We start from the raw sequence: 26937 nt of genomic DNA, 5'->3' as shown, positions 1-26937 counted from the left end.
CAGAACGAACGGATGCACCATTCCATATATAGTTATCGTAATTATACCAGCCACCAACTGGCTACATCACCTTACTTCCTGGAGTGGGTTAAGTTCCCTGACGCAGCTAATACCGCATTCTGGCAATCATTCGTGACTGCCTACCCGGACAAAGCTGCCGATGTGGATGCCGCCGTGTCTATCGCCCGTAGCCTGTACGTTGTGCATGAGCGCCCAACGCCGCTGCAACAACGTGAAATGTGGGATGAGATCTATAATAATATAGGTAATAATAAGATCTATGTGCGCAAAAGTCCGCTGGTATACATTGCCCGTGCCGCTGTCGCCGTAGGCGTTATTGCCGCCGCTTCCTGGCTGATCTTCCGCCCGGGAAACAAAGAGGTGAACATAGCCTCCAACTTTGGAGAAATTAAAACCATATACCTGCCAGATAGTACTGAAGTGACATTGAATGGGCACTCTGCTATCACGTACAAAAAAGAATGGACCAACCGGGAAGTGTGGATTGAAGGAGAAGCTTTTTTCAATGTCAGAAAGAGTGTACACCAGCAGTTTGACGTACACAGCAATGGCGTGGACGTACATGTACTGGGAACATCTTTCAACATTCGCAACCGTAGAGGGGTTACCGCTGTTGTATTAAATACAGGCAAAATAATGGTAGCTGCTTCTGCGGAGAAAAAGCTGATCCTGTCCCAACCGGGTGATATGGCCCGCTATGACAATGAACAAAAGGATTTAGTACAAAAGAAAGTACCCGTGTCCAAAGTAACGGGCTGGCAGCAGCACAAACTGCAACTGGACCAGACCCCTGTAGCCGACTTTTTTGGTGTACTGGAAGACGACTGGGGATACCAGATTCAGGCAACTGATTCTTCGCTCTTAAAAAAGACCATCAGCGGAGAAATCGAAATGACCGACAAAGAAGTTCTTATGAACGCGCTTGCTGTAATATTAGATGCAAAAGTGACACAGCAGGGATCAACCATCATAGTAACACCCAACTAATTTTAAGGACAAGGGACAGCCGAACTGAAGTTTCGAAACAGGTACGCTACCATTTTATTTTTTGTAAATCAAAATTGCTTACAGGCATGATCAATCTGAAAAAGGTTGCGGCCTTCTGTTGTCTGATGCTTGCCATCAGCCTGCAGATGTTTGCTGCCGTAGCCAGCCAAAATCAACCAACACTCACATTGAAAGAAGCGTTGAACAAAGCTTCAAGGCAATTTCATGTTTCCTTTATCTATGAAGATGAACTGATCAGTAATAAGCGGGTGGATAACCCTGCCGATGACAGTTTTAAGAAGGTAGAAGATTACCTATCTGTTGTATTGAAGCCATACAATCTGAAGTTCAGGAAACTGGGCGGCTCACAGTATGCTATTTACGGCACTTCTGATAAAACTAAAGAAAAGGATAAAACCAACCATGTGGCTCCTGAAGAAGCTGTCTCTGATCAGGCAGCTTCCCAGAAGCCTGCTGTACAGATGATACAGGTGCAGATTAACAGATCTGTTGATACCAGTGGTGCAGATTTGAGAGTGCTGGTAGGTGTAGTGACCGATGAATCTATGGCCCCTGTTTCTTCTGCAACTATCATGGTGCCTGGTACAAAGTACATGACCGTAACAGGCCGTGGTGGGGATTTTGCCATAAAGGTGCCAGTGAACGCTACTAAGATCCAGGTATCCTGCATCGCATATGAGAGCCAGGTGCTGCCTGTGAACAATGCAGTGTATTACAGAGTGGCATTGAAAGATAAAACGGGTTACCTGAAGCCGGTTGAAGTAGTATCTACCGGTTATGTAAACCTGCCTAAAGAGCGTGCAACTGGTTCCTTCGGCGTAGTCACGGCGAAGGAGCTGGAAAAAATTCCTTCAGCAAATGTGATTAACCGCCTGGAAGGTATGGTACCTGGTTTACAGATGCAGCTTACCGCGGGGGATAACTCCTTTGTGTACGACAACGTCACCCCTGCTCCTGCAAGTAATACCCGTACCATCGGCGCAAATAACTACAATTTTAATATCCGTGGTACAACTACCCTGCAGAGTGAAACCTCTCCACTGGTAGTCGTAGACGGTTTCCCAACTGAGTTCGATCTAAAGACCCTGAATCCTAACGATATTGAACAGATCACTTTTCTGCGCGATGCTGCTGCCGCTTCTATCTGGGGTGCACGTGCTGCCAACGGTGTAATCGTGATTCAAACAAAGAAAGGCCGTTTACGTACACCGGTTGTGAACTTCGGTGTAGCATACAGCACGCAGGCACGCCCTGATATTGGTTACCTTAAACTGATGAACAGTGCACAGGCGCTGGCATTCGACAAGGAGCTGGTCGATAAAGGTATCGTGACTGCGGCGTCTTACAATCCCTATACTTCCGGTATTAAATATTATGTAGACAAAGGTGTGGACCTGGCGTTTCAGCTGAAGTCCGGTCGTATTACACAGAGTGAATATGATACAAAGGTCGCTGAGCTGAGCAAAAGAAATAACTATAGCCAGCTGAGTGATTACCTCATGCAGTCTGCCAATGCACAAAACTATAACCTGTCAGTAAGCGGTGGTACAGATGTACATACCTATTACCTGTCAGGGGCCTATTCCAAAGAAAATACCAGCACTGTTGGTAACTATGGAGAACGTATCAACCTGGTTGCTAATCAGGAATTTAAGATCCTGAAAAAAATCACACTTGGCGTAAGTCTGAAGGGTGCGTTTTTTAACTATGCAAATAATGGTATTGGTCTGACCCCACTGGCGAATGGATCGAATACTTTTATGCCCTACGATGATATCCACGACAACTTCTATTATTCCATTGGAGAGCACTACGCAGATTCATTGGAAAACCTGGGCTACAGGAATTGGTCTTACAACTACCTTGATGAGCTGAAGATGAATAGTAAGTATACCCATGATAACAATTATTCAGGTACCATCACGCTGGACATTCCGATATATAAAGGTGTAGGCTTCAATGCTGCTTATATGCAGGAACGTGATTTCTTCACGATCCGAAATATGCAGAACGTGAATAGCTTTTATGTCAGGAACCTTTACAACAAAGGAACGGTGATGGATGGTACGACGCTTACAAATAATTTCCCTGATGGAGGTATACTACAGGCGACCAACAATAATATGAATAACTATAGTGTGCGTGGTCAGTTTACGTATAACAGGTCTATTAAAGAAGATCACCAGATTAGTGCGCTGGCAGGTATGGAGGCCAGACAGACACTAAATTCGGCCAATAGCTATACGATTTATGGATACAACCCGCAGACTGGTATAGGTGTTACTACAGCATACGGTACCTATTATGAAACCATGGACTATTCAGGTGGTTACCTGGGTGGCTATCCTACCCAGACAGATTACCTGAAGCGTTATTTATCTTACTATGGCAATGCTGCATATACCTACAAGGGTAAATATACATTGTCTGGTAGCGTACGCTATGATGATTATAACAATTTTGGGCTGGATAAAAAATATCGTGCGCGGCCTTTCTGGTCTTCTGGCCTGAGCTGGAATGTAGGAAAAGAAGGATTTATGCAGGATGTGACCTGGGTCAATTCTCTGCGTGTGCGTGGTACATTTGGTGTGAATGGCAATATCAACCAGGATCTCCGTCCATTTACAAATATTGCTTTACTGGGGTCTGATGATCAGACAGGTTTGCCATATGCTACTGTTACTTCTCCGGCTAATCCGGCACTGAAATGGGAGAATACGTATGTTACGAACTTTGGTATCGATTATGGTTTGTTGAATGGCCGCCTGAGTGGTACAATAGATTTGTATAATAAGAAAGGATCAGACATTATTTATTACCTGGAGGTAAACCCTGCTTTGCTGGGCGCTAGCAATTCAGTATATAGAAATGGGGTAACCATGAGCAACAGGGGAATTGATCTGGGCGTAAGCGGTGCGATTGTAGATACAAAGAATTTGGGCTGGAATATGGGAATCAACTTCTCTTATAATATAAACAAAGTAACGAGCAACTTGCTGAAACCTACAAGCTCGTTTTATTCCAGTTTTTCCGGTGTGATAGTAGGATATGCATCTGATGCGGTATTTGCCTATAGGAATGCAGGCCTTGACAGTTTAGGCTGGACCAGGATCTATGACCAGAATGGGAATAAAGTACGTGCCAATTCGACGGTGACAGATATGGGTGCTGTTAAATATATGGGTCGCAGATCAGCGCCTGTATATGGTTCCCTTCAGAATACTTTCCGGTATAAGAACTGGTCGATGTTTGTACTGGCTACTTATAGTTTTGGTTCGGTATTCCGTGCGCCGGTTGCCACCCAATATCCTACTTCCAGGAAGCTGTACTACAATACCTCTGCAGATATTGCCAAAAGATGGCAGAAAGCAGGGGATGAAGCCAATACGATCGTTCCGGGTATAGCGGGTTCTTATGCAGCTGTTTCCGTATTCCGATATGCTTATTCTGATGTAAATATTCAGCCTGGTGATTATATTCGTCTGCGGGAGATCTCCCTGTCTTACCAGTTGCCTTCGGAGATGGCCGGAAAAGTGTTTGCAAAAAATATCAAAATCAGTGGTGCAGTGCGTAACCTGGGATTGATCTGGAAGAAGAACAAGCTGGGCCTTGATCCTGATTATGTACCGGCATTGGCGAGTACGGTGCTGCACCTGCCAGCTACACCGCAATACAACCTGATGTTGAATGTAGGCTTCTAACCAAAATTTAAAATTACAATGAACAATAAATATCTCTCAATGCTGTTGTTAAGTGGTCTTGCGCTGACCAGCAGCTGTAGTAAATATACGGATGTAAAAACACAGGGTAGCCTGATACCGAGTGCCATTGATAATTATCGTTACCTTTTGAACGGTACCTCCACTTTTGAACCGGGGGGTATGATGACGGACCTGGCAGCAGCGGACGTGGCCATTGTGGATAGTGCACAGCAGGAGACAATAGAAGGATACAGTGACTATTTATTTATCAGGAATGTTTATACCTGGAAGGCACCGATCTTTGAAGTGACCACCAGCCATGATCCAGACTGGGATACTTATTACGGGCGTATTTATAATTGTAATATAATTGTCAACGAAGTTCCTACTAGTACGGGGGGAACTGATTCTGCAAAAGCGGAGCTGATAGCAGAGGCGCTGACACATCGTGCAGATGCTTATCTTAACCTGGTGAATGAATACGCTAAACCGTACGGTACCACTTCATCATCAGATCTTGGTGTGCCGCTTGTGCTGACACCGGATCTGAACCAGAAACTGAATCGTGCTACGGTCGCTACTGTGTACAACAAGATTGAGGCAGACCTGAAAATTGCCCTACAATCCCTGCCTACAGCAAGCAGTTATAACACCTTGCCTGATAAGGCGGCCGCTTACTCGCTGCTGGCACGTTTTTACCTGTTGAAAAGTGATTATGTAAATGCTGGCCTGTATGCAGATAGTACACTGGAATTGCAAAATACATTGAACGACCTGGGTACTATTAATACCATACCTTACAGGAAGAGTGATCCGGAAATCATCTTTGGGAAAATAGCCGCCTCCGGCTTTACCTATTCTCCTTACATCCTGCGTCTGAGTGATGATATCCTGAACCTGCTGGGTACTAGTGATATGCGATACCAGTTGTTCACAAATGATGCTGCCAGCTATTTTGGTAGTGACTATACCGGCCGGTATTTTAGTCGTGAGCAAATCAACTATGAAAACAGGAATATTGGTACATCTGTTCCAGAGATGATCCTGATAAAGGCAGAAAGCCTGGCACGTGCTGGTGATGCAACTGGTGCCATGGAAGAGGTAAATGTGTTGAGACAAAAACGTTTTCAGGCCGCTGACTACGTAGCAATGACTGCCACTGATAAAAACGATGCGATTGTGAAAGTGATAGAAGAGCGCAGACGTGAGTTCATGTGTCGCCTGCTGCCTTGGATGGATCAGCGCCGTTTGAAAGATGATCCTTTGTTTACAAAGACATATACACGTACCTGGCAGGGGCAGACTTATACACTGGACCCATCCAGCAACAGGTATGTATTCCCGATTGCTACGTACAATATCAGTCTGAATCCTGAGATAGAACAAAATCCGTGATTATATAATGAAAGGAATGAAATTTAGTGGCCTTGTTCTGCTTGCCCTGTGTGCTATTACCAGCACACAGGCGCAGAAGAGGTTGAAGATGACACCAGAACGACCTTACATTGGAGATACCGTTCACCTGTTGTATCATCCTGATGCTGACATGTTGAAAACAGGCAAGTCTGTACTCGGTGCTGTATATATTTATGATACTACCTATCACTGGATAGCACTGGACTTACCATTGACAAAAACAGACAGCGGATATACAGCTACAGTACCCCTGACCCGCGATAAAGGGCTGTGGGCATTTAAGTTCAGAGCGGGTGATGCAACTGATAATAATAATGACACCGGTTACATCATAATGGGGTCAGAGCCGGGCAGGCAGGCGAAAGGTGCGTATGCCGGTTATGGTTCACTTCGTGCACGTGATTACCAGATGGGAATACCAGGTTATTACAAAGATTTTAGTATCGGCGATTCTGCCATGTTCTTTTGGATGGGGCAGGAGATCGGTTACTGGAAAGCGGGCAGAACATTGATCTGGCCTTATGCAAAAGCAAGGGCAGCTATGGAGCGGCAGGCCGGTATGAATCCGGAAACTTCTTCTTCCATCAATAATGCAGCGGCTTATATGCTGCATGCCCCCAATCTTTCTCAGAAGGATTTATTTACACTGGCCCTGATTAACGAGCGCTATCTTCTCAGGAAAGAAAGAAGCGATTCTATCCGTGCGGCTATCAGTGTACAATATCCAAATGGGATAATAAAGAAACTGAGTGATTACAAAGCCATGGTGAATGAGCGGGATGCAGATAAAAAACTGGCACTGTCTGAGCAGTTCCTGAAAAATTATACACCTGATAAAGAACTGGATGACCTGGCAGGGATCGATTATGACAGGGGCGTGTGGAGAAACATCTTTGCTATTTCAATTGCAAAAGGTGATACGGCTGTACTGGCAAAATATATTGATGCCACTAACCTGAATCAACTGGCATTTGCCTATTACAAGATGGTAGAAATCCCTTATGCTGATTGGAAGACCATGCCGGCAAAACAGGCGTATCCATTTTCACAGCGCATTATGAATAAACTGGCTTACCTGAAAGCACATAAACCAGCCGAATATTATTACTATACGCCATTAGAATTTGAAGCTTATATAGACGGTCTTTTCAAGCATGACTATATCACCCATACAGCCATCCTGAAAGAGACGGGCAGAGAAAAGGAAGCTTTGCCACTGGCATTAAAACTTCAGGAAGATCTGCAATATAGCAATGCTACCCTGAATCAGCTGGAAGCAGCTTTGCTGGAAAAAGCCGGCAGAAAAAAAGAACTGACGAAAGTACTGCACAACAGCTTGCGCATGAACCAGGCTTCTGCACAGATGCTGGACATGATGAAAAAGGAATACCTGCAAACGCATAAGGATACAGAAGGATTTGATGATTACCTGAATTCCATGAAAGACGCACATACAATGGAGTTACTGCGTGCGCATGTACTGGAAGGTAAAATGGATAGAGCAGCAGTACCATTTGAGATGAAAGACCTGGAAGGGAAAACGGTTTCATTAGAGGCTCAGAAAGGCAAGATAGTAGTGATGGATTTCTGGGCTACCTGGTGTGCACCCTGCAAGGCGGCAATGCCTGGTATGCAGCTGGCACAGGAGCATTTTAAGAATGACAGTAATGTGGTTTTCTTTTATATTGATACGCAGGAGCGCGATCCGGAGTATAAAAAGAAGGTAGCGCAATTTATAAAAGAGAAGAAATATCCATTTAAAGTGTTGTTTGATAATGGAGATGAATTTTACAGCAAGTATGCAAAACTGATCCAGACATCCGGTATTCCTTTTAAGGTGGTGATAGATGGAAAAGGACAGGTACGATTTGCTCAGACTGGGTATATGGGTAGTCCAAGTGGTCTGGCAGATGAAATTGAAACCATGGTTTCCCTGGCAAAATGATAATTGATAATTGATAACAAAGAGTGATGAACCACGGTTGCAGGCGCTTCTTCTTAACCGGGGGAGCGCTGCTTCTGTTTAAAGATAAATGACATGAGATTATTATTGATATTACTTTTGATCAGTATACAGGGAATGGGGCAATACATTTCCAAAGCCGTAGATTATTACAATGCAGATAGCAGTATACATTTTGGGGGTACGTTAACAATACCATCGGGGATGGAATCATTTCCGGCGGTGGTCATTGTATCAGGTACGGGCAGGCAGGATCGCGACGGTACCATGGCGGGGCATAAAATGTTCAAAGTGATCGCTGAATACCTGAGTACCAATGGAATAGCAGTATTAAGGGTAGATGACAGGGGGACCGGTACTACTACAGGCGACTATGAAAAAGCGACAACGGCAGATTTTGCGGCAGATGCAGTGACGGCAGCAGCATTTTTAAAGGCGATTACGGGCGTGAATGGCGTTGGTCTGATTGGACATAGTGAAGGGGGAGCAGCGGCTTATATGGCGGCTGTAAATAGCAAAGACGTAAGGTTTGTAATTAGTCTGGCAGGTTTGGCTACGACCGGGTTAAAGGCATTGCAGGCACAGAACAGGGCGATCGTGGCAAGTGCTGGGATTCCTGTATTGATGCAGCAGCGGTTCAATGCCATTAATGATATTATGTTTGATACGGCGTATGCGTATGCTGCATCGCCGGACGTGGAGCATCATTTGAGGGGTGCTTTTGCAGCATGGAATTCGGCTGATCTGGCAAAGGGAGCGCAGGATTCGGTATATGCCAGGAGCCGGGATCACTTCTTTTTCCCTTTGGAGTCTTATATCAGGCAGGCGACAGGGCCGTGGTATAGGTATCATATCCGTTTTGACCCGGTTCCCTGGTTGAAACAGGTAAAAGTGCCTGTATTGGCTTTTAATGGGGATAAAGATATCATGGTGGACGCAGATGAGAATTTAGGAAATTATAAAAAATATGTTCATCTGGCAAAGGTGATTAAGGAGCCGGGATTGAACCATTTGTTCCAGCATTGTGTAACCTGTACCATGCAGGAACCAGCGTCATTGAAGGAAGATTTTGCCCCGGAAGTACTAAAAGAGATGGTTTTATGGATAAATGGAATGAAAATTGATGTAAACGGCGTTCAGGTTATAAAGTGATCATCAATATGAAAAAATTATTAATACTGGCGGCCATATTGGGCCTGTCAGCCTGTTCAAACCCAACCCCGGAGAATTATTTTGATACAGCTGTACTGAATACTAACATTATTAATGATTTTGGGAGCGATGCATTGACGAAAATGCTGGTTGCCCAGAATGTGAAATACAATGGTACTTTGCCAAATGGTCCGAATGCGGCGGCGAAGATGATAGATGGCAAGGTACAGTATATAGAGAAGACGCTGGTGAAGGTAAAGGATCTGAAGGAGACGGAGGAAACGAAGACGATGCTGAAAACGTCTGAGGCTTTGTTTGAGTATGTGCTGCCGGTATATAAGAATGAGTACAAGGCGCTGGCGAAGATGAGTGATGATGGTGGTACGCAGGAAGACGTGTTATCGTTGGGGAAGGAGATAAATGAGAAGTATGGAGAGCGGTTTGATTCTTTGTTTGATGTGTTGACGGCGGAGGGGAAGAAGTATGCGGCGGCGCATGATATAAAGGTGAACTGGGGGAATTAGTGAGGGGTTAGATTTTTATGAGCGATTTAGTTATTTAAATTGGCAATTTTTTGATTTTAATATTAGCGGGCAGGGAGTTTTTCCTGCCCGCTTTTGTTTTACAAAAGAAACTATTGAAGTATTGAAAGTTACCTTATGAGGGAATTGATGAGAGGGAGAGTGATTATCGAATAGAATATAAAGGGATTTTTGGTATTAATTTGTTTTGTTAATTGATGAGAAAGTATTATATTTATTATAGCCATAGCATAACAATTGTTTTTAATTTAAAAACCTTATTCAATGCTGGCTATTGGCCCGGATTGGGCAATAGAATCAGTGGAGGTGCACATCATCTCCCAATTGTTTAACCTAACCCTTCGTGAAGCAAAAGAATGGATAGATTCCTTACATGTTATTCTCGGAAAAGAAAGAGGAGAACAAGTTAACCTATGCGAATTCTGTACCTACCATGGATTTGATATTGACATATTAATTCCTGATTTCATTGCGCTCACTGGGTATTAAAAAACTAAACTCACATGGGAAAAAAATGTGAGCTGTTCACTGCGGTGAACAGCAAAGTCGTCAATCGTTAAGACCAGCTGGTCTTAATGGCGAATGGCATGGTAATGTTTCCATTCGTAGCCGGCTGGTAAAAGTATTTTTTACCTGTTATGGCAAAATTAAGGATAAGCCTAAGTGGCTTATCCTTTTTTATTTGAGATCAATTTCTGGAAATAATTTTCTCCCATTATTTTGATAAGTCTATTAACCAGCATATATACTTTGGTCGTATTGTCAGCAGGGAAAAAATAGTTTGCGTTTTTTTCCAGTGAAGCCGCATTTTTTAAAGCTTTCTTTGTATAAGGTAAGATTTTTTCCGGCTGATAGCCGCCTTCGATTATGGTTGGAAGAATATGCTTCAATTCCTGTGGCTTCATACGAATGTTTGGAAGTTTTTTTTTGAAATGTATATAAAGCCATACTTCAAAGCAGGGATTACTTAATACCAGCTGCCAGTTCTTTGCTTTACAGATTTCGTATAATTCTCTGAATACATTTTCTTTATGATGATCTACATCCATTACCAGGTATACTTCATCAATTTCTGCAAGCCCTACTTTTTCAGCATGTGCTTCTGCCCGGGCAAGTACCCATTTCGGTGCTGACAGGGTTGGATTATCAGTATCCTTTCCTGCGATAGTCACTGTCAGTTTGGGCGAAGCTGCTTCGAAATGTTTGAAGTAATTAGGCTCTGTCAGTGCGCCTTCGCAGGCTATTACAATTCGGGATGCATCCCGGTAGGGGGGATGTTTTACATACGAGAGGTTTTCAATATTCATCGGGTTACCATTTTAATAATTCAAGAGGAGCAGTGAAAGGAATGGCGCCAAAGCGATTGATCAGATAGCCTTTGCGGATATCCAATTTGTTGTTAATAATGAAATCATTCAAGCTATAAAGTCCGGTAGCACCGGTTTCCTGATCTTTTACAGCAAACCATATTTCATCGTTACGAAATATATCGGGGTCGAGTAAATTTGATTCATGAGTAGTAAAGATGAGTTGGCCCTTTGATTTAGTGTAGTGCATGATTTTCTTTATCAATGCAATAATCAGAACAGGGTGAATACTTTGTTCGACTTCATCTATTATAATAGTGGCAGGGCTGTGTATCATTGACCAGCATACCGGCATCAATTCCAACAGTCTTTTTGAACCTGTGGATTCTTCCATGAGATCGAAGGGGAAGTTGTGATGGAAGGCGGTTATTAAATTAATAATTATCTGGTCATTCTCTTTGGTAGTAAATATTCTGCGGTTATTAACGGTGAAAATCTTACGGGGTTCAAGTAAAAGTTCCGGATGCTCATCTTTCGGATCATACTCAGCCATAAACTCAGTGCGTGGTGTTTTTTTAAGTGTGAGAAAATCAATACCGGTATCTAATGTTCTGAGTAATTCATTGCTAAATGAAAAGAAAGCCGGATTGATGCAAAGTTCATGCAGGCACTCAATGAGGCCGGTATTATGACGGATAATAATTAATTGAGTGGTGATCCAGGTGTATGCTTCTTTATGAGTATATAGACGGAGTTTATTTTCATGGTGTTTGAATAAGAGAGATGGTTCTTTATCAATACCCGATTCATACAGGTATTCTTCAAGAACGTTGTTATCATCAATAGTAAGGCCATATAAGAAAATTTTTTCAGCGGTAAAGAATTCAATTAAAAATGAGGATGGTTTGTCCTGATTTTCTATTTTTAACCTGAATTTTTGACGGCTATTACTCGTACTGATATAGCCAGCTTTAACCCAACATTGCAGATTCTCAAGCACATCAATGAGATTGGATTTTCCTGCACCATTAGCGCCATAAATAGCCGTTGATTTAAGCGCCTTTACTTTGCCCCCGTCATAAATGTGATGTGGATGACTGGTGCATGGCCCGGGAAAGGTATTAAACTCGGTGATTGCATCAAAGGACAGGAAGTTGGATATAACAAATCTTAAGAGCATACAGGAGATATAGGTTATTTTGAGTTTCGGGTTATTCAATGAATAGTAATATATGTATTTTAATTTATTTATGTCCGATTGTGAACAATATTTTTTTGAAACCGAACATTGTTAGAATAATTGGTTATTGATTCTCAATCCATTCACAAAAGGCATTTTTATTGACTATCTGCCTGCAAAACCCAGCCGATGTTTAAAAATTACCTCCGTATCGCTTTCAGAAACCTCTTCTCGAACAAAGTATACGGTCTCCTCAATATCCTTGGCCTTGCCCTCAGCATGACCTGTGGTCTATTGATCTTTGTATTGGTAAAATATCATCTCAGCTTCGACAACTTCCACAAAAATGCCAGCCGCATCTACCAGTTCGTTACCGAACAACACAGAGAAACTGTTTCTTACACAGGCAGCGTACCTCCCGCATTCGCACAAGCATACAGACAGGATTTCGGAGAAACCGGCGTAGTAGCCCGTGCCGCCACATACAGCGAAACCCTCGTTACCTATGACTTAAATAAATTCATCGAGGATGAAGGTGTCTCATTTGTAGATCCTACTTACTTCGATATTTTCAATTTCCCTTTGCTGGCTGGTAAGAACATGCTGGCAGAACCTAATACGGTATTGATTACTACTTCGCTGGCAAAGAAATACTTTGGCAATGAAGATCCCATTAATAAAGTAATCAAAATTGAAAACAGACTGAACGCCAGGGTAACCGGTGTATTGAAAAACCTGCCAGGCAACACCGACCAGCGTGCAGGTATTTTCATCTCCTTCAAAAGTGTAAAAGACTTTGATGAATTCGTAGGTAAAGAAAATAACTGGAATGGTATTACAAGTGTATTAAAAACATATGTACGCCTCCTGCCCGGTGTGTCAACAGCCAACCTGGAAAAACAATTTCCGAAATATGGTGAGAACAGAAAAGGAAGTAAGAATAAACATGTATACCACATGCTCCCTTTACAAGACCGGCACTTTGATGCACGCTATGGTGGTACCATGGAAAAACGTAGCCTCTGGATCCTGGTATTTGCAGGTCTGTTCCTGATTGTTACCGCCTGTCTGAACTTTATCAATCTCTCAACCGCACAGGCACTGAGAAGATCCAAAGAAGTAGGTATCAGAAAAGCATTGGGTAGTTTCAGACTACAACTATTCTGGCAGTTCCTGATGGAGACCGGTCTCATTGTAATAGTGGCCACACTGGTAGCTATTGTACTCGGTGCATTGTTGTTACCAGATGTGAATTCATTGTTTAATGCGAAGATGAGTTTAGCAAGTGTGATTGATATAAAGCTGCTCGCTTTTATTGTAGGTATGATTCTGATAGTCACCTTTTTTGCAGGCAGTTACCCCGGTTTGATCCTGTCAGGATTCCGGCCGGTACTGGCATTGAAAGGAAAGGTATCTATGCAGCAGGTAGGGAGTTTCAATATAAGACGCACACTGATCGTGACCCAGTTTGCCATTACTTTAATATTGATCATTGGCATGCTGGTCATCACCAGACAAATGCAATATACCAGGCAGACGGATCTTGGGTTCAATAAAGATGCGATCCTCATGGTGCCTATGGGCGCAGATTCTTTAGATGCGAATGTGACAAGTCTGAAAAATGAGTTGATGCGGCAGACAGGTGTAAAGAACGTATCTGTTTGTTTTGAAGCGCCTTCTTCCTTGAGTAACTGGAACACAAATATTCGTATGGTTGGCGATGCAGAAGATGAACCATTTACCGTGGATGTGCGCGCTGCAGATGAGCAGTATGTATCGACCTTTGGATTGCAGCTGATCGCAGGCCGTGATTTATTTCCTGATTCTGCAGCAAGAGAATGTATCGTGAATGAGATGTTTATCCATAAGCTAAACCTGAAATCCCCGCAGGAACTGATAGGACGGCAGATAAACTTTAATGGCGACAATCAGGCTACCATTGTAGGTGTGGTGAAGAATTTTCATATACGCTCATTGCATGCTGATATTGGCGCAGTAATGATTACACCATTCAGTAAATTCTACCAGAATTTCGCTGTGAAATTAAATATGGGACAATTGGCCTCGACTATTCCGGCCATTGAAAAGCTGTGGTCAGCAAGGTTTCCAGATAAATTATTTACGTATAAATTCTTTGATAAACAGATCGCAGAATTCTATGAAACGGAAGAAACGATGTTGCAGTTAGTAAGTATCTTCTCTGTGATCGCCATCTTTATAGGTTGTTTGGGACTGTATGGGTTGGTGTCATTTATGGTGATGCAGAAAACAAAGGAAATCGGTATCAGGAAGGTATTGGGTAGTAGTATCGGGGAAATCCTTTGGATCTTTGGGAAAGAGTTTGCCGTACTGATCCTGGTCGCATTTTGTCTGGCGGCACCGGTAGCATGGTGGATGATGAGTACGTGGCTGGAAGACTTCAAATACCATGTCGCTTTAGGCCCGGGGATGTTTGTAAGCGCTGTCGGATTGACAATGATAGTGGCTGGACTAACGGTGAGTTTCCAGAGTGTAAAGGCGGCCATGATGAATCCGGTGAGGAGCCGGAAGATGGAGTGATTTCAGGCCCCTCCGAATGTTAGGTAACCAGTCATTTGATGGCTGATGATTATATTGTTACAACCAGGCGTTCGCCATTGGAGACATCTTTATCCCAAAGGGTAGAGATGTCTTTTAATTTTACGGTGGTGGTGGAAACAACCAGTTTGCCATTTGCAGCGAGTTCAAACATTTCAGGAAGGATCTCTGAGAAGAGTAATCCAACCTGGTGTTTAGGCCATGCGCCCAGACCAGAGCCGGAGAGCTGAAGGTCTACGCTGCGAAGGATAGCAGAAGATAATGTAATGGTATCTCCTGCCATGCTGCCAACAGATACGTAGCGGGTGCTGTGTGTAAATTTGCCTTTACCTTTTAGGGTGGAGAGGATCTTCTCGGCAGTATGCCCCCAGAGGTAGTCGATGACAATATCGAAAGGACCGTTTAATTGGGTGTGAAAATCATCAGAGAGTGGGATGATCTCATCTGCACCAAGTGTTAATAATTCATTTAGAGAAGCCAGATTCCTACCTGTCGCCACCACTTTTTTGGCACCATAATGCTTAGCGATCTGTACGGCTATGCGACCAGTGAAACCGGTGGCGCCGTTGATCAGGACGATATCTCCCTGTTGAATATTAGCTTTGAAACGAAGTGCCATGGCTGCGCCAATGACTGCGTTGGGCAGTGCCGCTGCGGTGGCGTCGTCGAGTGAATCCGGAACGGGCACTATCATGTTTTTCTCAATAGTGGCCTTTTCAGCCAGCATACCACTGGTGCCTACTGCATATACCCTTGTGCCATCGGGTAGCAGGCAGATGCCATCTCCACCTATTACACGGCCGTTTTCTTTAGGTGCATCACTGGAATAGTGCTTGCCGGAGGCGACTGATTTATCGATGTGTTTTATGGCCACTGCTTTGACATCAACAGCTATTTCATTTTCGTTCTGAGGTGCTGGTGCAGGAAAATCTGTGTATTGAGGCAATTCTCCCGGTTGATATAATACTGCTGCTTTCATGTTATCTCGTTTTTGATAACACAAAATTAGGATAGGGGAAGTGCCTGCACGATAACATATGTTATCAACTGTCAGAAGTGAGATTTCCCTTTGGCCAGTTTGGCTTTGATACGGCTGAGGTGCACTTTGCTCACACCCAGGTAAGAGGCGATGTAGTGCTGCGGCACCCGTTGGATGATGTGTGGGCGGTCATTGATCAGGTTTTGGTAGCGCTGTTCAGGCGTATCCCTGATGAGGGAGACAAATTCATTGATATAGTGCGTCTGGCGCTGCACGGTCATCTGAAGGATCATGTTTACAAACCCCTTTTCGTGGCTGAGATCATCAAGGAGCTGGTTCACATGTTCCTTCGCAAGCAGGTAAACGACAGAAGGTTCTATGGTTTCGATGGTAATGGGACTGGGGGTATTGTTGATAAAGCTGTCGAACGAGGAAAGTCCTTCATTTTCAAAAAAGAACTGAACGGTGATTTCCTCCCCGTTTTTATTGAAGTAGGTGCGGATAAGGCCCTTTTCGATGTAGATGTAGTGCTGCGACTTTTTACCTTCATCAAGAAGGACGGTTTTAGCAGGTACTTCAAGACGTTGCTGATAGGGAAGGTATTTGTCCCAATAGGCATTTAGCTGAGGAAATTGATGGCGGAAATGAAAAAGCATGCGTTAAGATAGGGAAATAATTAAGGCTGGCAATATTGCCAGCCTTAATTATTTTATAATGAATTAGTTACGAAGGGTTGTGTCACCTGTTGCAACTATTCTGATGTGATTAATTGTTGCTATTTGCTCCTAAAGGCATCGATTCTAGTGAATTCTCAATGAGGGTTTATGTGATAACAAATCCCATGTTTGGTAGTCCTATCAGACATAATTTTAGATTTCGCAGCTAACAGACAGTCCGGTAATCTTACCGGACTTACTACTAAGATATTTCATTATCCAAACAAATCTAAGATTGATAGGGAACAAGGTCTGGTATTCTTACCGGACTTTAATTTACTGAGGGTAGAATAGTACAGCATCTGCTACCACTTCACCATCCTTGCCTTCGTTGGTGATTTCTACAAATGCCTTACCGCCTTTGGTCAGTTTGATAGTGCCGAGGTCCACCCATTCACCGGAGGTCTGCCCTTCCACTTTAATGGAGGCAGGCGTGTAGGAAACCTGTTGGGTAGTTTTGCCGTCGGCAGACAGGCGGATATGCGTGCTGGATGGCAGATCACTGCGCTTAGGTACATAGGTATACACTTTGTAAGTACCGGTGCGGGTTACTTCGGGTGTATAGCGAATGCTGCCGGCACTGTTTGAAATAAACATAGTGGGGCCATACGCACCTTTGGTTTCCTTTTGCCAGTCGCCTTTCATGATCACATGGGTAGCATCATCATTGTCTACCAGGATCTCAGGAGTGGCGTCTGTCGCCAACGGCTTTTGGCGCAGGAGGGCTTGTAGCTTTGAAACATCGACATCCTGTACAGACTGATGACTGTCTATCGCTATAGATGCGGCTACGGCAGCTGACTGCGCCAGTACCATGAACACTGGTTCCATTCTGATAGAGCCATAGGCAATGTGCGAAGCAGACATGCAAACAGGTACGAATACATTGCTGCAATCTTCCGGTTTTGGAATGATAGAACGATACGCAATCGGGTAGGGGCCGAAACCGCCAATCTGCACATCGCCTTCATTTTTGACCATGCCATTTTCTACAATACGCTGGCAGTTGTGAGAGTCCATGGTATATGCAGCCATACCGATACCATCCTTCACGACTTCCCTGCTTTCGCAATTGGCCTGTGTCATTACGTAGGCGCCAACCATTCTTCTGGCTTCGCGGACATACATTTGTGGCGACCAGTTGCCGGACGCTGGATATTCGTCTTTCGGATACCCCCATTGCAACATCTCTTTACGCAGATGTTCCGGCATGCGGGGATCATGACCGATGAAGTAAAGGAGTCCTTTGTTGTACAATTCATGATCCTTTGTGATCTTTTCCCGGGTAGCGTAGTCTGCTTCAGGGTAGTTATAGTTCATACCGATCATATCTGTGGAGAAAGGACCATTATTGTTGATATCTGTTTTGTGATTGGGCATGAGGTCTATTTTCAACATGCCGCTTAGATGCTTAGGTTGTAATTTCTGTACTACGCGAAGGAGGAGCTCATACCGCGCAGGATTGTAGTCTTCCGGTTGTGTAATGGGTATCAGGTTGTCAGGCTGATTGGTCAGACAGATCCTGAAATTATACGCCTGTATCTTTTTATTACCGGCACCTTGTTTTTCCACCTGTTCCGGACTGATACCCCAGAGCAGGCCACTGGCTGGCTGGCCGGGTTCTTTATAAGGATCTATACCATCGGGGAACTGGTGTTTTTCGCGGAGCTGTACACCATTATAGGTCTCGCCATATTGCGCATTGTCTTCACGGCCTACGGTGTAAGAGATACCGGCTTTTGCCATCAGGTCTCCTTCGTAAGAGCAGTCAATGAACATCTTTGCACGAATGATGGTTGATCCCGTTTGTATTTCCGTGATACGGTTACCTGTTTTTTTAGCACCTGTGATGTGTTGTTGGTACAGGACTTCTACACCACCTTCTTTGATATATTGCTGGAAGGTGCGTTCTGCAACACCGGGTTCAAATATCCATTGTTCAAACCGGCCATAGTGCTTTCCGATACGCCTGTAGAAGTCCCGGGAAATGCCGGTAATGGCGTATTTGTTACCAATATCTGTATAACCAAGGCCACCGGATGTGAGGCCACCCAGTCTTGTGCCGGGTTCGATGATGAGTACGGATTTATTCATTTTTTTAGCTGTATAACCAGCTATTACGCCAGCGGAAGTACCGCCGTAAATACAAATGTCTACTTCCCGTATGTTTTGTGCGAAGAGCTTTCCGGTCATTAGCAGGCAAAGCAATACTATTATTTTTCTCATCAGTATCCAGGGTTTTGATCAGTAGTTGGGTTAATGGCAGTATTGTAGTTGTATTCCACAGTGGGAATAGGCCATAGCAGGTGACGTTCTGTAACGGTTTTGCCTTTTACAGCGGCTATCACCTGTTGGGCGATACCCAGGCGTTTCAGATCCAACCACCTTTTCCCTTCTCCACAATTCTCGTACCCTCTTTCCTGCACGACGCGGTTAATGAATGATTGTTGGTCCGTCAACTGAAAATCAATAGATGCATCGGCAGTGAGTGGATCTTTGCCATAAGCCCTGCGGTGTACCATGTTGAGTTTTTCCAGTGCATCAGCGGAGGGGGCACTTTCTGCCTGTGCGACCGCTTCGGCATAGAACAATAAGATATCTGCATAACGATACATGGGATAATCATTGCCGCCGGCGGTGACAGCGCTTTTATCACTGAACTTTTTCAACAGGATAGTCGTAGCGCCCAGTCCAAAGGTTTGTGCATACCAGTCATAAGCGTAACGAAGATCATTCTTATCCCAGTTCTTTACAAAGCTGTTCTGTTCGGAGTCGCTGTAGAAAGTATAATAACCGCCGGGCGGATAATAACCGGAGTTAGGATAATGCGCGTAGATAGGATAGGGGAAACCTTGTCCTGAAGGGGTACGCGCATATTTAAGATAAAAGATCTCTTCTGTGGAATTGGAGATGTCAGGACCAAATAACTTATCGAAATCAGCTGCTACATTTACTTTTACGAGGGAGTATTTGCCGGAGTTGATCACTTCCAGTGCTTTGTCTCTCGCCTTGTCGTACTGATGCAGGGTCATGTATACATCGGTCAGTACTGATTTAGCAGCCCATTTGGAAGGTGCGCCCACCAGACGTGGATTGTCAGGTAAGTTTTGTTCTGCCCATTCAAGGTCTGCTAAGAGATAGTTATACACATCTGTTGCAGTAGCCCTCGCGAGGTTGATGGAGTCCATATTATTTTCTGTACGTAATGGTACGCCATTCCAGTTACGCACCAGGTAGAAATAACAAAGACCACGGAGGAAGCGGGCTTCGCCTACATATTTTTTCAGATCATCTTCTGTCAGTGACTTACCCAGCGGTGCTTTTTCTATCACGATATTAGCATCACGGATTGACTCATAGAAATCGGTCCACATACTATTGATACGGGTCATATTCGTATTGTCCAGACCATTATAGTCATTGAGTGGTGCGTGACTGCCACGGCCATAGAGGTATTCTGCATATATTTCCTGCTGGCAGAGATATAATGCACCAATAGTGCTGACTCTCCTGATAGGAATATAGATCGCGTCAAGCCCGGCTTCTACTTCGCTGGGGGTATTGTAGAATACTTCTGCCGCAATAGACTTTGGATGTTCTTCCAGTTTTTTTGAGCAGGAAGTGATCAGGAATATAATGAATAGATAGAGAATTGACTGTTTCATTGGTTGATATTTTAAATGATTTTAGAAGCCACACCTGATACCGAACGTTACAGATTTGAATGTTGGATAAACAGAGTAGTCGATGCCTTGCCGAATGGAGTTGGAACCACCGTAGGCATTCACTTCCGGATCATACCATGAATATTTTGTGAAAGTGATCAGGTTCTGGCCGCTGGCATATATCTGTGCAGATTTCAACCAGTTCCAGCCGAGTTGTTTGGCCGGTATGTTGTATGCGACCTGGATATTTTTAAAGCGCAGGTAGGAGCCGTCTTCAACAAACCTGTCAGAGATATTGGCAGAGAGTGTTCTGCTGATCTTTGGATATTTAGCCGTAGTATTTTCAGCAGTCCAATGACTTTCGTAGACTTCTGCCGGCAGGTTGAGACCCATACCAAGGTCAAGAGAAACGGCTTTGTTCAGGTTGAGGATTTTGTTACCCTGAGAGCCTTGTATGAAGATAGTGAGTTCAAACCCTTTCCAGTTTAGTACGGAGTTCAGGCCGTATGTAAAGTCAGGATTAGGATTGCCGATGTAGGTTTTGTCAGCAGCAGTGATCGCACCGTCTTTGTTCATATCTACATATTGTATATTGCCGGTGGCGGTGTAGCCATTTTCTTTGTATCCGTAGAAAATGCCTAGTGGCTGTCCTTCCCGGAGAATATTGACATAGTCGTTTAAGGAGCCGGTATAGATGGCATCACCATAGATATCCTGACCATTGTACAGTTTCAGCACTTTGTTGCGGTTCACGGCGATATTGGCATTTACATTCCAGCTCAGGGTACCTTTCAGGATGGCAGCGTCAATACCGAGTTCAACACCTTTGTTTTGTATTTCACCTACATTTTGCAGGGTGGTGGTATACCCCATGGAAGCCGGCAATTGCACGGTGTTCAGGAGGTTCACTGTTTTCTTTTTGTAATAATCCAGTGTGATGAAGAGGTCATTGTGCAGGAAGCCGATATCTGCGCCGACGTCCAGCTGGTGCGTGATTTCCCACTTCAGGTCTCCGGGCAGTGTAGTGCCGGGTGCGTAGGCTACATAAGCGGCATCGCCAAAAATAGTATTGCCTACGCCAAGTTGGTTCAATGTCTGATATGGATTAATAGATGTATTGCCAGAAAGGCCATAGCTGGCTCTTAGTTTTAGATCAGCGATCACCTTTGACTGTTTCAGGAATTCTTCATTGGCCACCTTCCAGGCAATGGCGGCAGAAGGGAAGTTCGCCCACTGGTTATTCTTTGAATAGCGGGAAGAGCCATCACGGCGAATGCTGGCAGTGAACAGGTACTTGTCATTATAGCTGTAATTCGCTCTGCCAAGGTAAGAGAGCAATACCCATTTAGCATAACTACTATTTGGAATACCCGGTGTAGAAGCGCTTTCAATATCGCCGGTACCAGATACATCACTGAGAAATCCGGTGCCGGAAGCATTCAGCGTAGTATTGGTATTATCCTGATAAGTGAAGCCACCCATGATGCTAAAGGAGTGTTTATTGAGCGCATGCTGGTAGGTGATCACGTTCTCATTCAGGAGGCCTGTCTGTTGGGTGGTTTCTATATTGGCATAGCCAACAGAATTGACGGTAGGTTCTATGTTGTTGTAGGCATCAACGCGGTCATTCAGGTTGTCGATGCCACCGGAGATCCTGATGGTGAGTCCTTTAACGGGCTTGATCGTTAATGCCGCATTTGATAACACACGATCTCCTTTGATCATGTCTGACTCTTCGTAAATATGTACTAACGGATTGACGATTACATTAGAAATAAAGGAATAAGCGGTATTCAATCTTCTATACGAGCCATCCGCCAGATAGGGCGTGAGTGAGGGCGGCGCCATTAACATACCTGATATCAGATCGCTTCCTCTGTTGCCAAGGGAAGAGTTTTTGCGTGAGCTATTGAGTCTTGTCAGGATGGTATTTAAAGAGACGCTGACCACCTTGCTGATATCATGTTCAATATTACCACGCACGTTATAACGTTTGTAGTCGCTGCCTTTGATGATGCCATCCTGTAAGTAGGCAGAGCTGGACAGTGAAAACCGGGTGTTGCTGGTGCCACCGTTCACCGTAGCGCTAATATTATACAGCGGTGCTTTGCGAAGTACGAGGTCCTGCCAGTCAGTGCCGGCATTCTGTCCGAGGCTGTCAATCTTTGCCTGCGTGAAGTAGGGGGATAAGCCATCGTTTGCAGCCTGCTCATTGTATAGTAATGCGTATTGCTGTGCATTCATGAGCTTCATTTTTTTAGATACACGTTGAATGGTGTAACCAGCATCTACTTCCACAGATGTGATATTGGTTTTTTTACCACTTTTGGTGGTGATCATCACTACGCCATTGGCGCCTCTGGAACCGTAGATAGCGGTGGAGGAAGCGTCTTTCAGTACTTCAATGCTGGCAATGTCGGCGTTCTGGAGAAAGGTTGGATTGCCATTGTAGGGAAAGCCATCTATCACATAGAGGGGTTCATTGCCACCTAAAATGGAGTTCGTACCCCTGATACGCAGGCTTACACTGGCACCTGGGGCACCGTTGTTTTGCATGACGCGTACACCGGCAGCTCTGCCGTTGAGCGCCTGCATGACATTGGTAGAGGGATAAGCGGTAATGTCTTTAGATTTGACCTGGCTGAGTGAGCCGGTGAGATCGCTTTTCTTTACAGTGCCATAGCCGACTACCACAATTTCATCCGTGAGGGTGGCGGCTTCGGCGAGGCTAAAGTTTTGTGGCTGGTCGTTAGTGATCTCAGCTTCCTGGCTTTTGTAACCGATAAAGGAAACGACGATAGTGGTATTACGTTTGACTTTAATCCTAAAGTTACCTTCTGCATCAGTGACCACGCCATTGTTGGTGCCTTTGGCCATTACAGTGGCGCCGGGCAGGGGTTGGCCTTTGTCGGTGAGCACCTTTCCTTTTATATTCAGGAGGGTATCTTGTGGCGGCGTTGGATTCACCGGTTGTGCAGGTGCTTGCCGTGGTTTGATAACGATGTTTTTATTTACGATAGACCATGATAACAACTGGTCTTTCAGACAAAGGTCCAGTGCTTTTTCCAGCGGCGCATTTCTGAGATCGATAGAAACTTTTGGCGCCTGATCGATAAGTTTGTGATCATAGAAAAATACAAAGCCTGTTTGTTTTTCGATATTGTGGAAAACCTTTTCCAGTGGCGCGTTCTTTTCAGAAAGCGATACAAACTGGGCATATCCTTTAGCATAGATCTGCATACAGGCTGACAACAAAATAATTACGGATAACTTCATAACAAGGAATGTTTTGATGTACAGTCGCCGTTTAGAATTTAAATGCATACATTTGATTTGTTAGGGTAAATAATGTCCCCTCCTGGCTTTGGGCCAGGATTGTGGAATTTGAGAAAGCAATTCATCAGGTTTGCCCTTGCATTCGCCGGAGCAGACTGCAATCAGCTCCGGTTATTTTTTTGTCGGGCAGTAAGTACTATTTTTTCATAACGGGTGATATTATTAGGTTGTGATAATTATTTTCTTCCTGAATAGAACAATGTATCCCCTTTTTTAGGTAAATCAGATATTAAGAGGTGATTATAATTTTCCTTTCTTTAATCTTGTAATGAACATTGCTGAGTTCAAGTATTTTCAAAACGTCGTTTAAGCTGCTATTGCGTTCGATTTTCCCCCCGAATTCCCTTTCAGGTATATTTGCTTCATAAATAACTTCTACGTCGTACCAACGGCTTATCTGGCGCATTACGCCGGGTAGTGATTCATGGTTGAAATGAAAATAGCCGTTCTTCCATGCGACTACCTCATCTACATCTATATCTTTTTTTACAGTCATGTTTTCTCCTTGCACGGAAGCTTGTTGGCCTGGCTGGAGGCGCACGCCGGCGGTATTGTGTTGTACACGAACGGCACCTTCCAGGAGGGTGGTCTGGGTGCTGTTTTCGTCGGGGTAGCCCATGATATTGAATTGGGTGCCTAAGACCTTGACTTCCATGTTGTTTACATTGACGATGAAAGGCATGTGGGCGTTAGGGGCAATTTCAAAATAGGCTTCACCGGAGAGTTGTACTTCCCTGCTATTTCCGCTGAAAGCGGTAGGGTACCTGAGAGAGGTGGCGGCATTGAGCCAGACTTTGGAGCCATCCGGCAGGATGATCATGAATTGTCCTCCCCTGGGTGTGACCAGACGATTGTAATGCAGTTCGTTTGTGCCGGCTGCGTCGGCTTTATAGGCGAGTTGACCATTGTTGAGTTTGATGACCTGGACGTTGCCCTGGTGGGCAATAGCGCCGTTGTTGGCGCTGTCGAGGGTGATCTGGCTGCCATCTGCGAGGGTGAGAATGGCTTTGTTACCACCGGGTGCAATTGTATGAGGTTGCGTGGTGGCAATTTGAATAGGTGCTTGTTGGTTATTGTGGGTAAGGTAGAGAATGCTGGTGGCCAGTAGGGCTAATAGGGTAGCTGCTACGGCGTAAAGTATTATTTTATGTGGTATTTTCTCCTGTGTGTGGGCTGTTTGTATGTTTTCCTCCAGCGTTTGGGCAGATAGTATATTTTTCTCCTGTGTTTGCGCAGGTAGCATGTTCTTCTGCGCTTGCGCTGCTAGCATGCCGGCGATGGCCTGCTCCCATTGTAGTCGCATGGCATCGTCTTCCAGTGAGTCCAGCAGGCTGGTGACTTCGTCCTGGGAGATGCTGCCCCTGAGGTATTTTTCTAAAAGGATTGAAAAGGTATTCTGATCCATAACAAGGTAAAGACGCACAACCTGGACAGAGGGAGGTGGTGTTTTGAAAATAAATTATGGGAGGAAGGAAAGTGCCCACAGGATGATGAGGGAGCGGGCGGGGTGATTGGCCAGTGCCCTGCGGAGGGTGACGATGGCCTGGACGATGTAGCTTTTGATAGTAACGGGGGATAAGCCCATGTTTTGGGCGATTTCCTTGTGTTGCATGCCCTGGAAGCGGCTAAGTGTAAAAGCTTTTTGTTGTTGGGGGGAGAGGTTGTGTATAGTACGGAGAATGGTTTGTTCCAGTTCTTTGTATTCCGCCTGTTCCTGTGCGGTGGAGGCTTGCTGCTCCTGGAAGCAATGTTGGATGTATTGTCTGTAAGCCTTGTCGCTGGCCAATTTGCGCAGACGGGAATAGATGATATTACGGGCGGTGATGAAGAGGAAGCCTTCGGGCTTTTCGATAGCGGGAAGGGTGGCGCGTTTTTCCCAGAGCATGGTGAATACATCCTGTGCGATGTCTTCGGCAAAAGCGGGGGATTTGGTAAGGAGGAGGGCGGTATTATAGATAGAGATCCAGTATTTTTCGAATATAAGTTGGTATGCATGCCGGTCTCCCTGGGCGATCAGTTTCAGCAAATCAACGTCACTATGTGGAACTTTATGCATAATATAGATAAGGAATGTTTTGGGCTGGTGATTTAAAAGTAGTAATAAAAATAGATTTTGCAAATCAATAATTCAAATTAAGTCTGGTTATATTAAGCCCGGCAAGATTGCCGGGCTAATACTTATGCGTGAAAAATGAAGGATGTCTGGCAAGAATACCTGACATGTCTGATATACATTTAACCCCTAATGAAATATCGGATGTAAGAGATATGAAATTGTTAACTCGCTACAAAGGAATTGAAAAGTTCAATGTGAGAATAGTTGTGGGTGGATGTGCAACCCTTGGTTGTGGTTTGATAATCAGGGGATTGTTTTGATAAAAAAAGCCAGGTAAGAATACCCGGCTTGTTTGATAAATATGAATGTGGCAAAAAATGAAGAGGTTGAGGTTAGTTTAGGGATGATTTATCGAAGGTGGGGGTTGGATAACTGTTTAGTTGGGAACAGTTGATGGTGATATTGAAGTTGGAATATTTGGGGATGTGGCGGTAGTTGAGGAGGAGGAGCATGACGAGGCGGAAGGTGGAGGGCTTGCTGCCTTTGGTGATGATGCGTAGGTGTAGGGTTTTGTACCAGTTTGATTCCTGCTGGTGCAGGGAGAGGGTGAATAGTTTTTGTTTGTTGTTCATGATTTTGGGTTTTATGCAAAGAAAGGGGATGGGAGGATGGGAGAGTAGTTGCGGAGGGGTGTGCAGGTGGGGGGAAGGGGTTGATAATGTGGGTGGTAGGGGTGAAAAAAAAGCCTCACGGGGGTGAGGCTATGTTGTTATTTTTCTTTGAATAATTCCATTGGGATGGTGGATTATTTCTTCCCTTTAAGTAATTCGACAGTGATAGGATGCTTTTCTAATATTTCTCTCATATGTTCCTGTTTATTAATCCGGAAAGGGCTATTGTGTAAGTCTTCTGCTGAAAAGCTTAAACCTCCTTCAACGGCTTTGTATTTTTTGTGAAAGGTTTTGGAAAATACTGATGTTGTTTCATGGTTTAGTTTTTGTTTTCTTTAAACAGATGCATTGGAATGGGATACTTTTTCAATGTAGCTTTAGCATTTTCCAGCTTTTTAATAATAAATGGGCTTTTGCGTATATCTTCGATTGAAATGCTTACCCCTCCTTCAACTGCTTTATACTTTTTGTTTAAGGTTTCAGAAAATACTGATTTTTTTTTCATGGTTTAAAATTTTAAACTTTTTTAGTTGCTAAAAATGATGAATAGTTTGTACCATTTTTAAATATCTCCCATCCTTTATCCGTTAATCCTTTGACTTCGAAATACTCGTCAATTTCTTCTTTGTAAGAACATGTTTAAAAAT

General features: G+C 44.2%; 19 protein-coding genes. 8 read left to right on the top strand and 11 right to left on the bottom strand.

Annotation, left to right across the window (positions count from 1 at the left end; genetic code table 11):
• Positions 1-12: 12 nt before the first annotated feature.
• The 7 genes from BW716_RS25025 to BW716_RS24995 all read left to right on the top strand — a co-directional run bounded on the left by BW716_RS25025 (position 13) and on the right by BW716_RS24995 (position 10292).
• A complete protein-coding gene (locus BW716_RS25025) occupies positions 13-1008 on the top strand; it encodes a FecR family protein (protein ID WP_083727210.1) in 996 nt (331 codons plus the stop codon).
• A gap of 86 nt (positions 1009-1094) precedes the next feature.
• On the top strand, positions 1095-4730 hold the full coding sequence (locus tag BW716_RS25020) for a SusC/RagA family TonB-linked outer membrane protein (RefSeq protein ID WP_083727208.1): 3636 nt from the start codon (positions 1095-1097) through the stop codon (positions 4728-4730).
• A gap of 18 nt (positions 4731-4748) precedes the next feature.
• Positions 4749-6125, top strand: a complete 1377-nt coding sequence (locus BW716_RS25015) for a RagB/SusD family nutrient uptake outer membrane protein (protein ID WP_083727206.1) — start codon at positions 4749-4751, stop codon at positions 6123-6125.
• Between the two features lie 7 nt (positions 6126-6132).
• Positions 6133-8091, top strand: a complete 1959-nt coding sequence (locus tag BW716_RS25010) for a TlpA disulfide reductase family protein (protein ID WP_083727204.1) — start codon at positions 6133-6135, stop codon at positions 8089-8091.
• 93 nt (positions 8092-8184) lie between these two features.
• Entirely contained in the window at positions 8185-9261 is a 1077-nt protein-coding gene (locus tag BW716_RS25005; RefSeq protein WP_083727202.1) for an alpha/beta fold hydrolase, read from the top strand.
• A gap of 8 nt (positions 9262-9269) precedes the next feature.
• A complete protein-coding gene (locus BW716_RS25000; RefSeq protein ID WP_143709018.1) occupies positions 9270-9785 on the top strand; it encodes a hypothetical protein in 516 nt (171 codons plus the stop codon).
• A gap of 282 nt (positions 9786-10067) precedes the next feature.
• On the top strand, positions 10068-10292 hold the full coding sequence (locus tag BW716_RS24995; protein WP_083727198.1) for a hypothetical protein: 225 nt from the start codon (positions 10068-10070) through the stop codon (positions 10290-10292).
• Positions 10293-10471: 179 nt separating this feature from the next.
• On the opposite strand, the gene BW716_RS24990 is transcribed toward BW716_RS24995, so the two are convergent.
• Together BW716_RS24990 and BW716_RS24985 are read right to left on the bottom strand one after the other, a co-directional pair.
• Complete coding sequence (locus BW716_RS24990; RefSeq protein ID WP_083727196.1) at positions 10472-11110, bottom strand: RloB family protein; 639 nt, start codon at positions 11108-11110, stop codon at positions 10472-10474.
• 4 nt (positions 11111-11114) lie between these two features.
• The gene (locus BW716_RS24985) at positions 11115-12290 is read right to left on the bottom strand and encodes an ATP/GTP-binding protein (protein ID WP_143709017.1); all 1176 of its coding nucleotides are present in this window, start codon (positions 12288-12290) and stop codon (positions 11115-11117) included.
• Positions 12291-12479: 189 nt separating this feature from the next.
• Here BW716_RS24985 and BW716_RS24980 point away from each other — a divergent pair, with 189 nt between their 5' ends.
• The gene (locus BW716_RS24980; RefSeq protein ID WP_083727192.1) at positions 12480-14849 is read left to right on the top strand and encodes an ABC transporter permease; all 2370 of its coding nucleotides are present in this window, start codon (positions 12480-12482) and stop codon (positions 14847-14849) included.
• A 49-nt stretch (positions 14850-14898) separates the two neighbouring features.
• Here the strand turns inward: BW716_RS24980 and BW716_RS24975 are convergent, their stop codons facing one another.
• The 9 genes from BW716_RS24975 to BW716_RS24940 form a co-directional block, all read right to left on the bottom strand.
• The gene (locus BW716_RS24975; RefSeq protein WP_083727190.1) at positions 14899-15846 is read right to left on the bottom strand and encodes a zinc-binding alcohol dehydrogenase family protein; all 948 of its coding nucleotides are present in this window, start codon (positions 15844-15846) and stop codon (positions 14899-14901) included.
• 71 nt (positions 15847-15917) lie between these two features.
• Positions 15918-16502: a Crp/Fnr family transcriptional regulator gene (locus BW716_RS24970; protein ID WP_083727188.1), complete on the bottom strand. Its 585-nt coding sequence runs from the start codon at positions 16500-16502 to the stop codon at positions 15918-15920.
• 336 nt (positions 16503-16838) lie between these two features.
• On the bottom strand, positions 16839-18788 hold the full coding sequence (locus tag BW716_RS24965) for an FAD-dependent oxidoreductase (protein ID WP_083727186.1): 1950 nt from the start codon (positions 18786-18788) through the stop codon (positions 16839-16841).
• A complete protein-coding gene (locus tag BW716_RS24960) occupies positions 18788-20227 on the bottom strand; it encodes a RagB/SusD family nutrient uptake outer membrane protein (RefSeq protein ID WP_083727184.1) in 1440 nt (479 codons plus the stop codon). Before BW716_RS24960 ends, BW716_RS24965 begins: the two co-directional genes overlap by 1 nt.
• 21 nt (positions 20228-20248) lie before the next feature.
• On the bottom strand, positions 20249-23503 hold the full coding sequence (locus BW716_RS24955) for a TonB-dependent receptor (protein WP_083727264.1): 3255 nt from the start codon (positions 23501-23503) through the stop codon (positions 20249-20251).
• 289 nt (positions 23504-23792) lie between these two features.
• Positions 23793-24968 (bottom strand): FecR family protein, encoded by a 1176-nt coding sequence (locus BW716_RS24950; RefSeq protein ID WP_083727182.1) that lies wholly within the window; start codon positions 24966-24968, stop codon positions 23793-23795.
• A gap of 54 nt (positions 24969-25022) precedes the next feature.
• Complete coding sequence (locus BW716_RS24945) at positions 25023-25619, bottom strand: RNA polymerase sigma factor (RefSeq protein WP_083727180.1); 597 nt, start codon at positions 25617-25619, stop codon at positions 25023-25025.
• A gap of 392 nt (positions 25620-26011) precedes the next feature.
• Positions 26012-26251, bottom strand: coding sequence for a hypothetical protein (locus tag BW716_RS36260; protein WP_143709016.1), 240 nt, complete (start codon positions 26249-26251; stop codon positions 26012-26014).
• Positions 26252-26609: 358 nt separating this feature from the next.
• Positions 26610-26795 carry a hypothetical protein gene (locus BW716_RS24940; protein WP_083727178.1) on the bottom strand — a complete coding sequence of 62 codons (186 nt, stop codon included), beginning with the start codon at positions 26793-26795 and terminating at the stop codon, positions 26610-26612.
• Positions 26796-26937 lie beyond the last annotated feature (142 nt).

The organism is [Flexibacter] sp. ATCC 35208, from assembly GCF_001975825.1.
In the GTDB taxonomy this organism is placed as follows: domain Bacteria; phylum Bacteroidota; class Bacteroidia; order Chitinophagales; family Chitinophagaceae; genus Chitinophaga.
Note: the sequence above shows the minus strand (reverse complement) of the source record. Positions and strands in the feature narration are given on the sequence as shown.

Excerpts from the sequence above, each read along its gene's own strand:
- BW716_RS24975 (WP_083727190.1), bottom strand. The coding sequence starts at position 15,846 with ATGAAAGCAGCAGTATTATATCAACCGGGAGAATTGCCTCAATACACA.
- BW716_RS24990 (WP_083727196.1), bottom strand. The coding sequence starts at position 11,110 with ATGAATATTGAAAACCTCTCGTATGTAAAACATCCCCCCTACCGGGAT.
- BW716_RS24945 (WP_083727180.1), bottom strand. The coding sequence starts at position 25,619 with ATGCATAAAGTTCCACATAGTGACGTTGATTTGCTGAAACTGATCGCC.
- BW716_RS25005 (WP_083727202.1), top strand. The coding sequence starts at position 8,185 with ATGAGATTATTATTGATATTACTTTTGATCAGTATACAGGGAATGGGG.
- BW716_RS24955 (WP_083727264.1), bottom strand. The coding sequence starts at position 23,503 with ATGAAGTTATCCGTAATTATTTTGTTGTCAGCCTGTATGCAGATCTAT.
- BW716_RS25010 (WP_083727204.1), top strand. The coding sequence starts at position 6,133 with ATGAAAGGAATGAAATTTAGTGGCCTTGTTCTGCTTGCCCTGTGTGCT.
- BW716_RS24960 (WP_083727184.1), bottom strand. The coding sequence starts at position 20,227 with ATGAAACAGTCAATTCTCTATCTATTCATTATATTCCTGATCACTTCC.
- BW716_RS25025 (WP_083727210.1), top strand. The coding sequence starts at position 13 with ATGCACCATTCCATATATAGTTATCGTAATTATACCAGCCACCAACTG.
- BW716_RS36260 (WP_143709016.1), bottom strand. The coding sequence starts at position 26,251 with ATGAACAACAAACAAAAACTATTCACCCTCTCCCTGCACCAGCAGGAA.
- BW716_RS24995 (WP_083727198.1), top strand. The coding sequence starts at position 10,068 with ATGCTGGCTATTGGCCCGGATTGGGCAATAGAATCAGTGGAGGTGCAC.
- BW716_RS25020 (WP_083727208.1), top strand. The coding sequence starts at position 1,095 with ATGATCAATCTGAAAAAGGTTGCGGCCTTCTGTTGTCTGATGCTTGCC.
- BW716_RS24965 (WP_083727186.1), bottom strand. The coding sequence starts at position 18,788 with ATGAGAAAAATAATAGTATTGCTTTGCCTGCTAATGACCGGAAAGCTC.
- BW716_RS24970 (WP_083727188.1), bottom strand. The coding sequence starts at position 16,502 with ATGCTTTTTCATTTCCGCCATCAATTTCCTCAGCTAAATGCCTATTGG.
- BW716_RS24950 (WP_083727182.1), bottom strand. The coding sequence starts at position 24,968 with ATGGATCAGAATACCTTTTCAATCCTTTTAGAAAAATACCTCAGGGGC.
- BW716_RS25015 (WP_083727206.1), top strand. The coding sequence starts at position 4,749 with ATGAACAATAAATATCTCTCAATGCTGTTGTTAAGTGGTCTTGCGCTG.
- BW716_RS24980 (WP_083727192.1), top strand. The coding sequence starts at position 12,480 with ATGTTTAAAAATTACCTCCGTATCGCTTTCAGAAACCTCTTCTCGAAC.
- BW716_RS24985 (WP_143709017.1), bottom strand. The coding sequence starts at position 12,290 with ATGCTCTTAAGATTTGTTATATCCAACTTCCTGTCCTTTGATGCAATC.
- BW716_RS24940 (WP_083727178.1), bottom strand. The coding sequence starts at position 26,795 with ATGAAAAAAAAATCAGTATTTTCTGAAACCTTAAACAAAAAGTATAAA.
- BW716_RS25000 (WP_143709018.1), top strand. The coding sequence starts at position 9,270 with ATGAAAAAATTATTAATACTGGCGGCCATATTGGGCCTGTCAGCCTGT.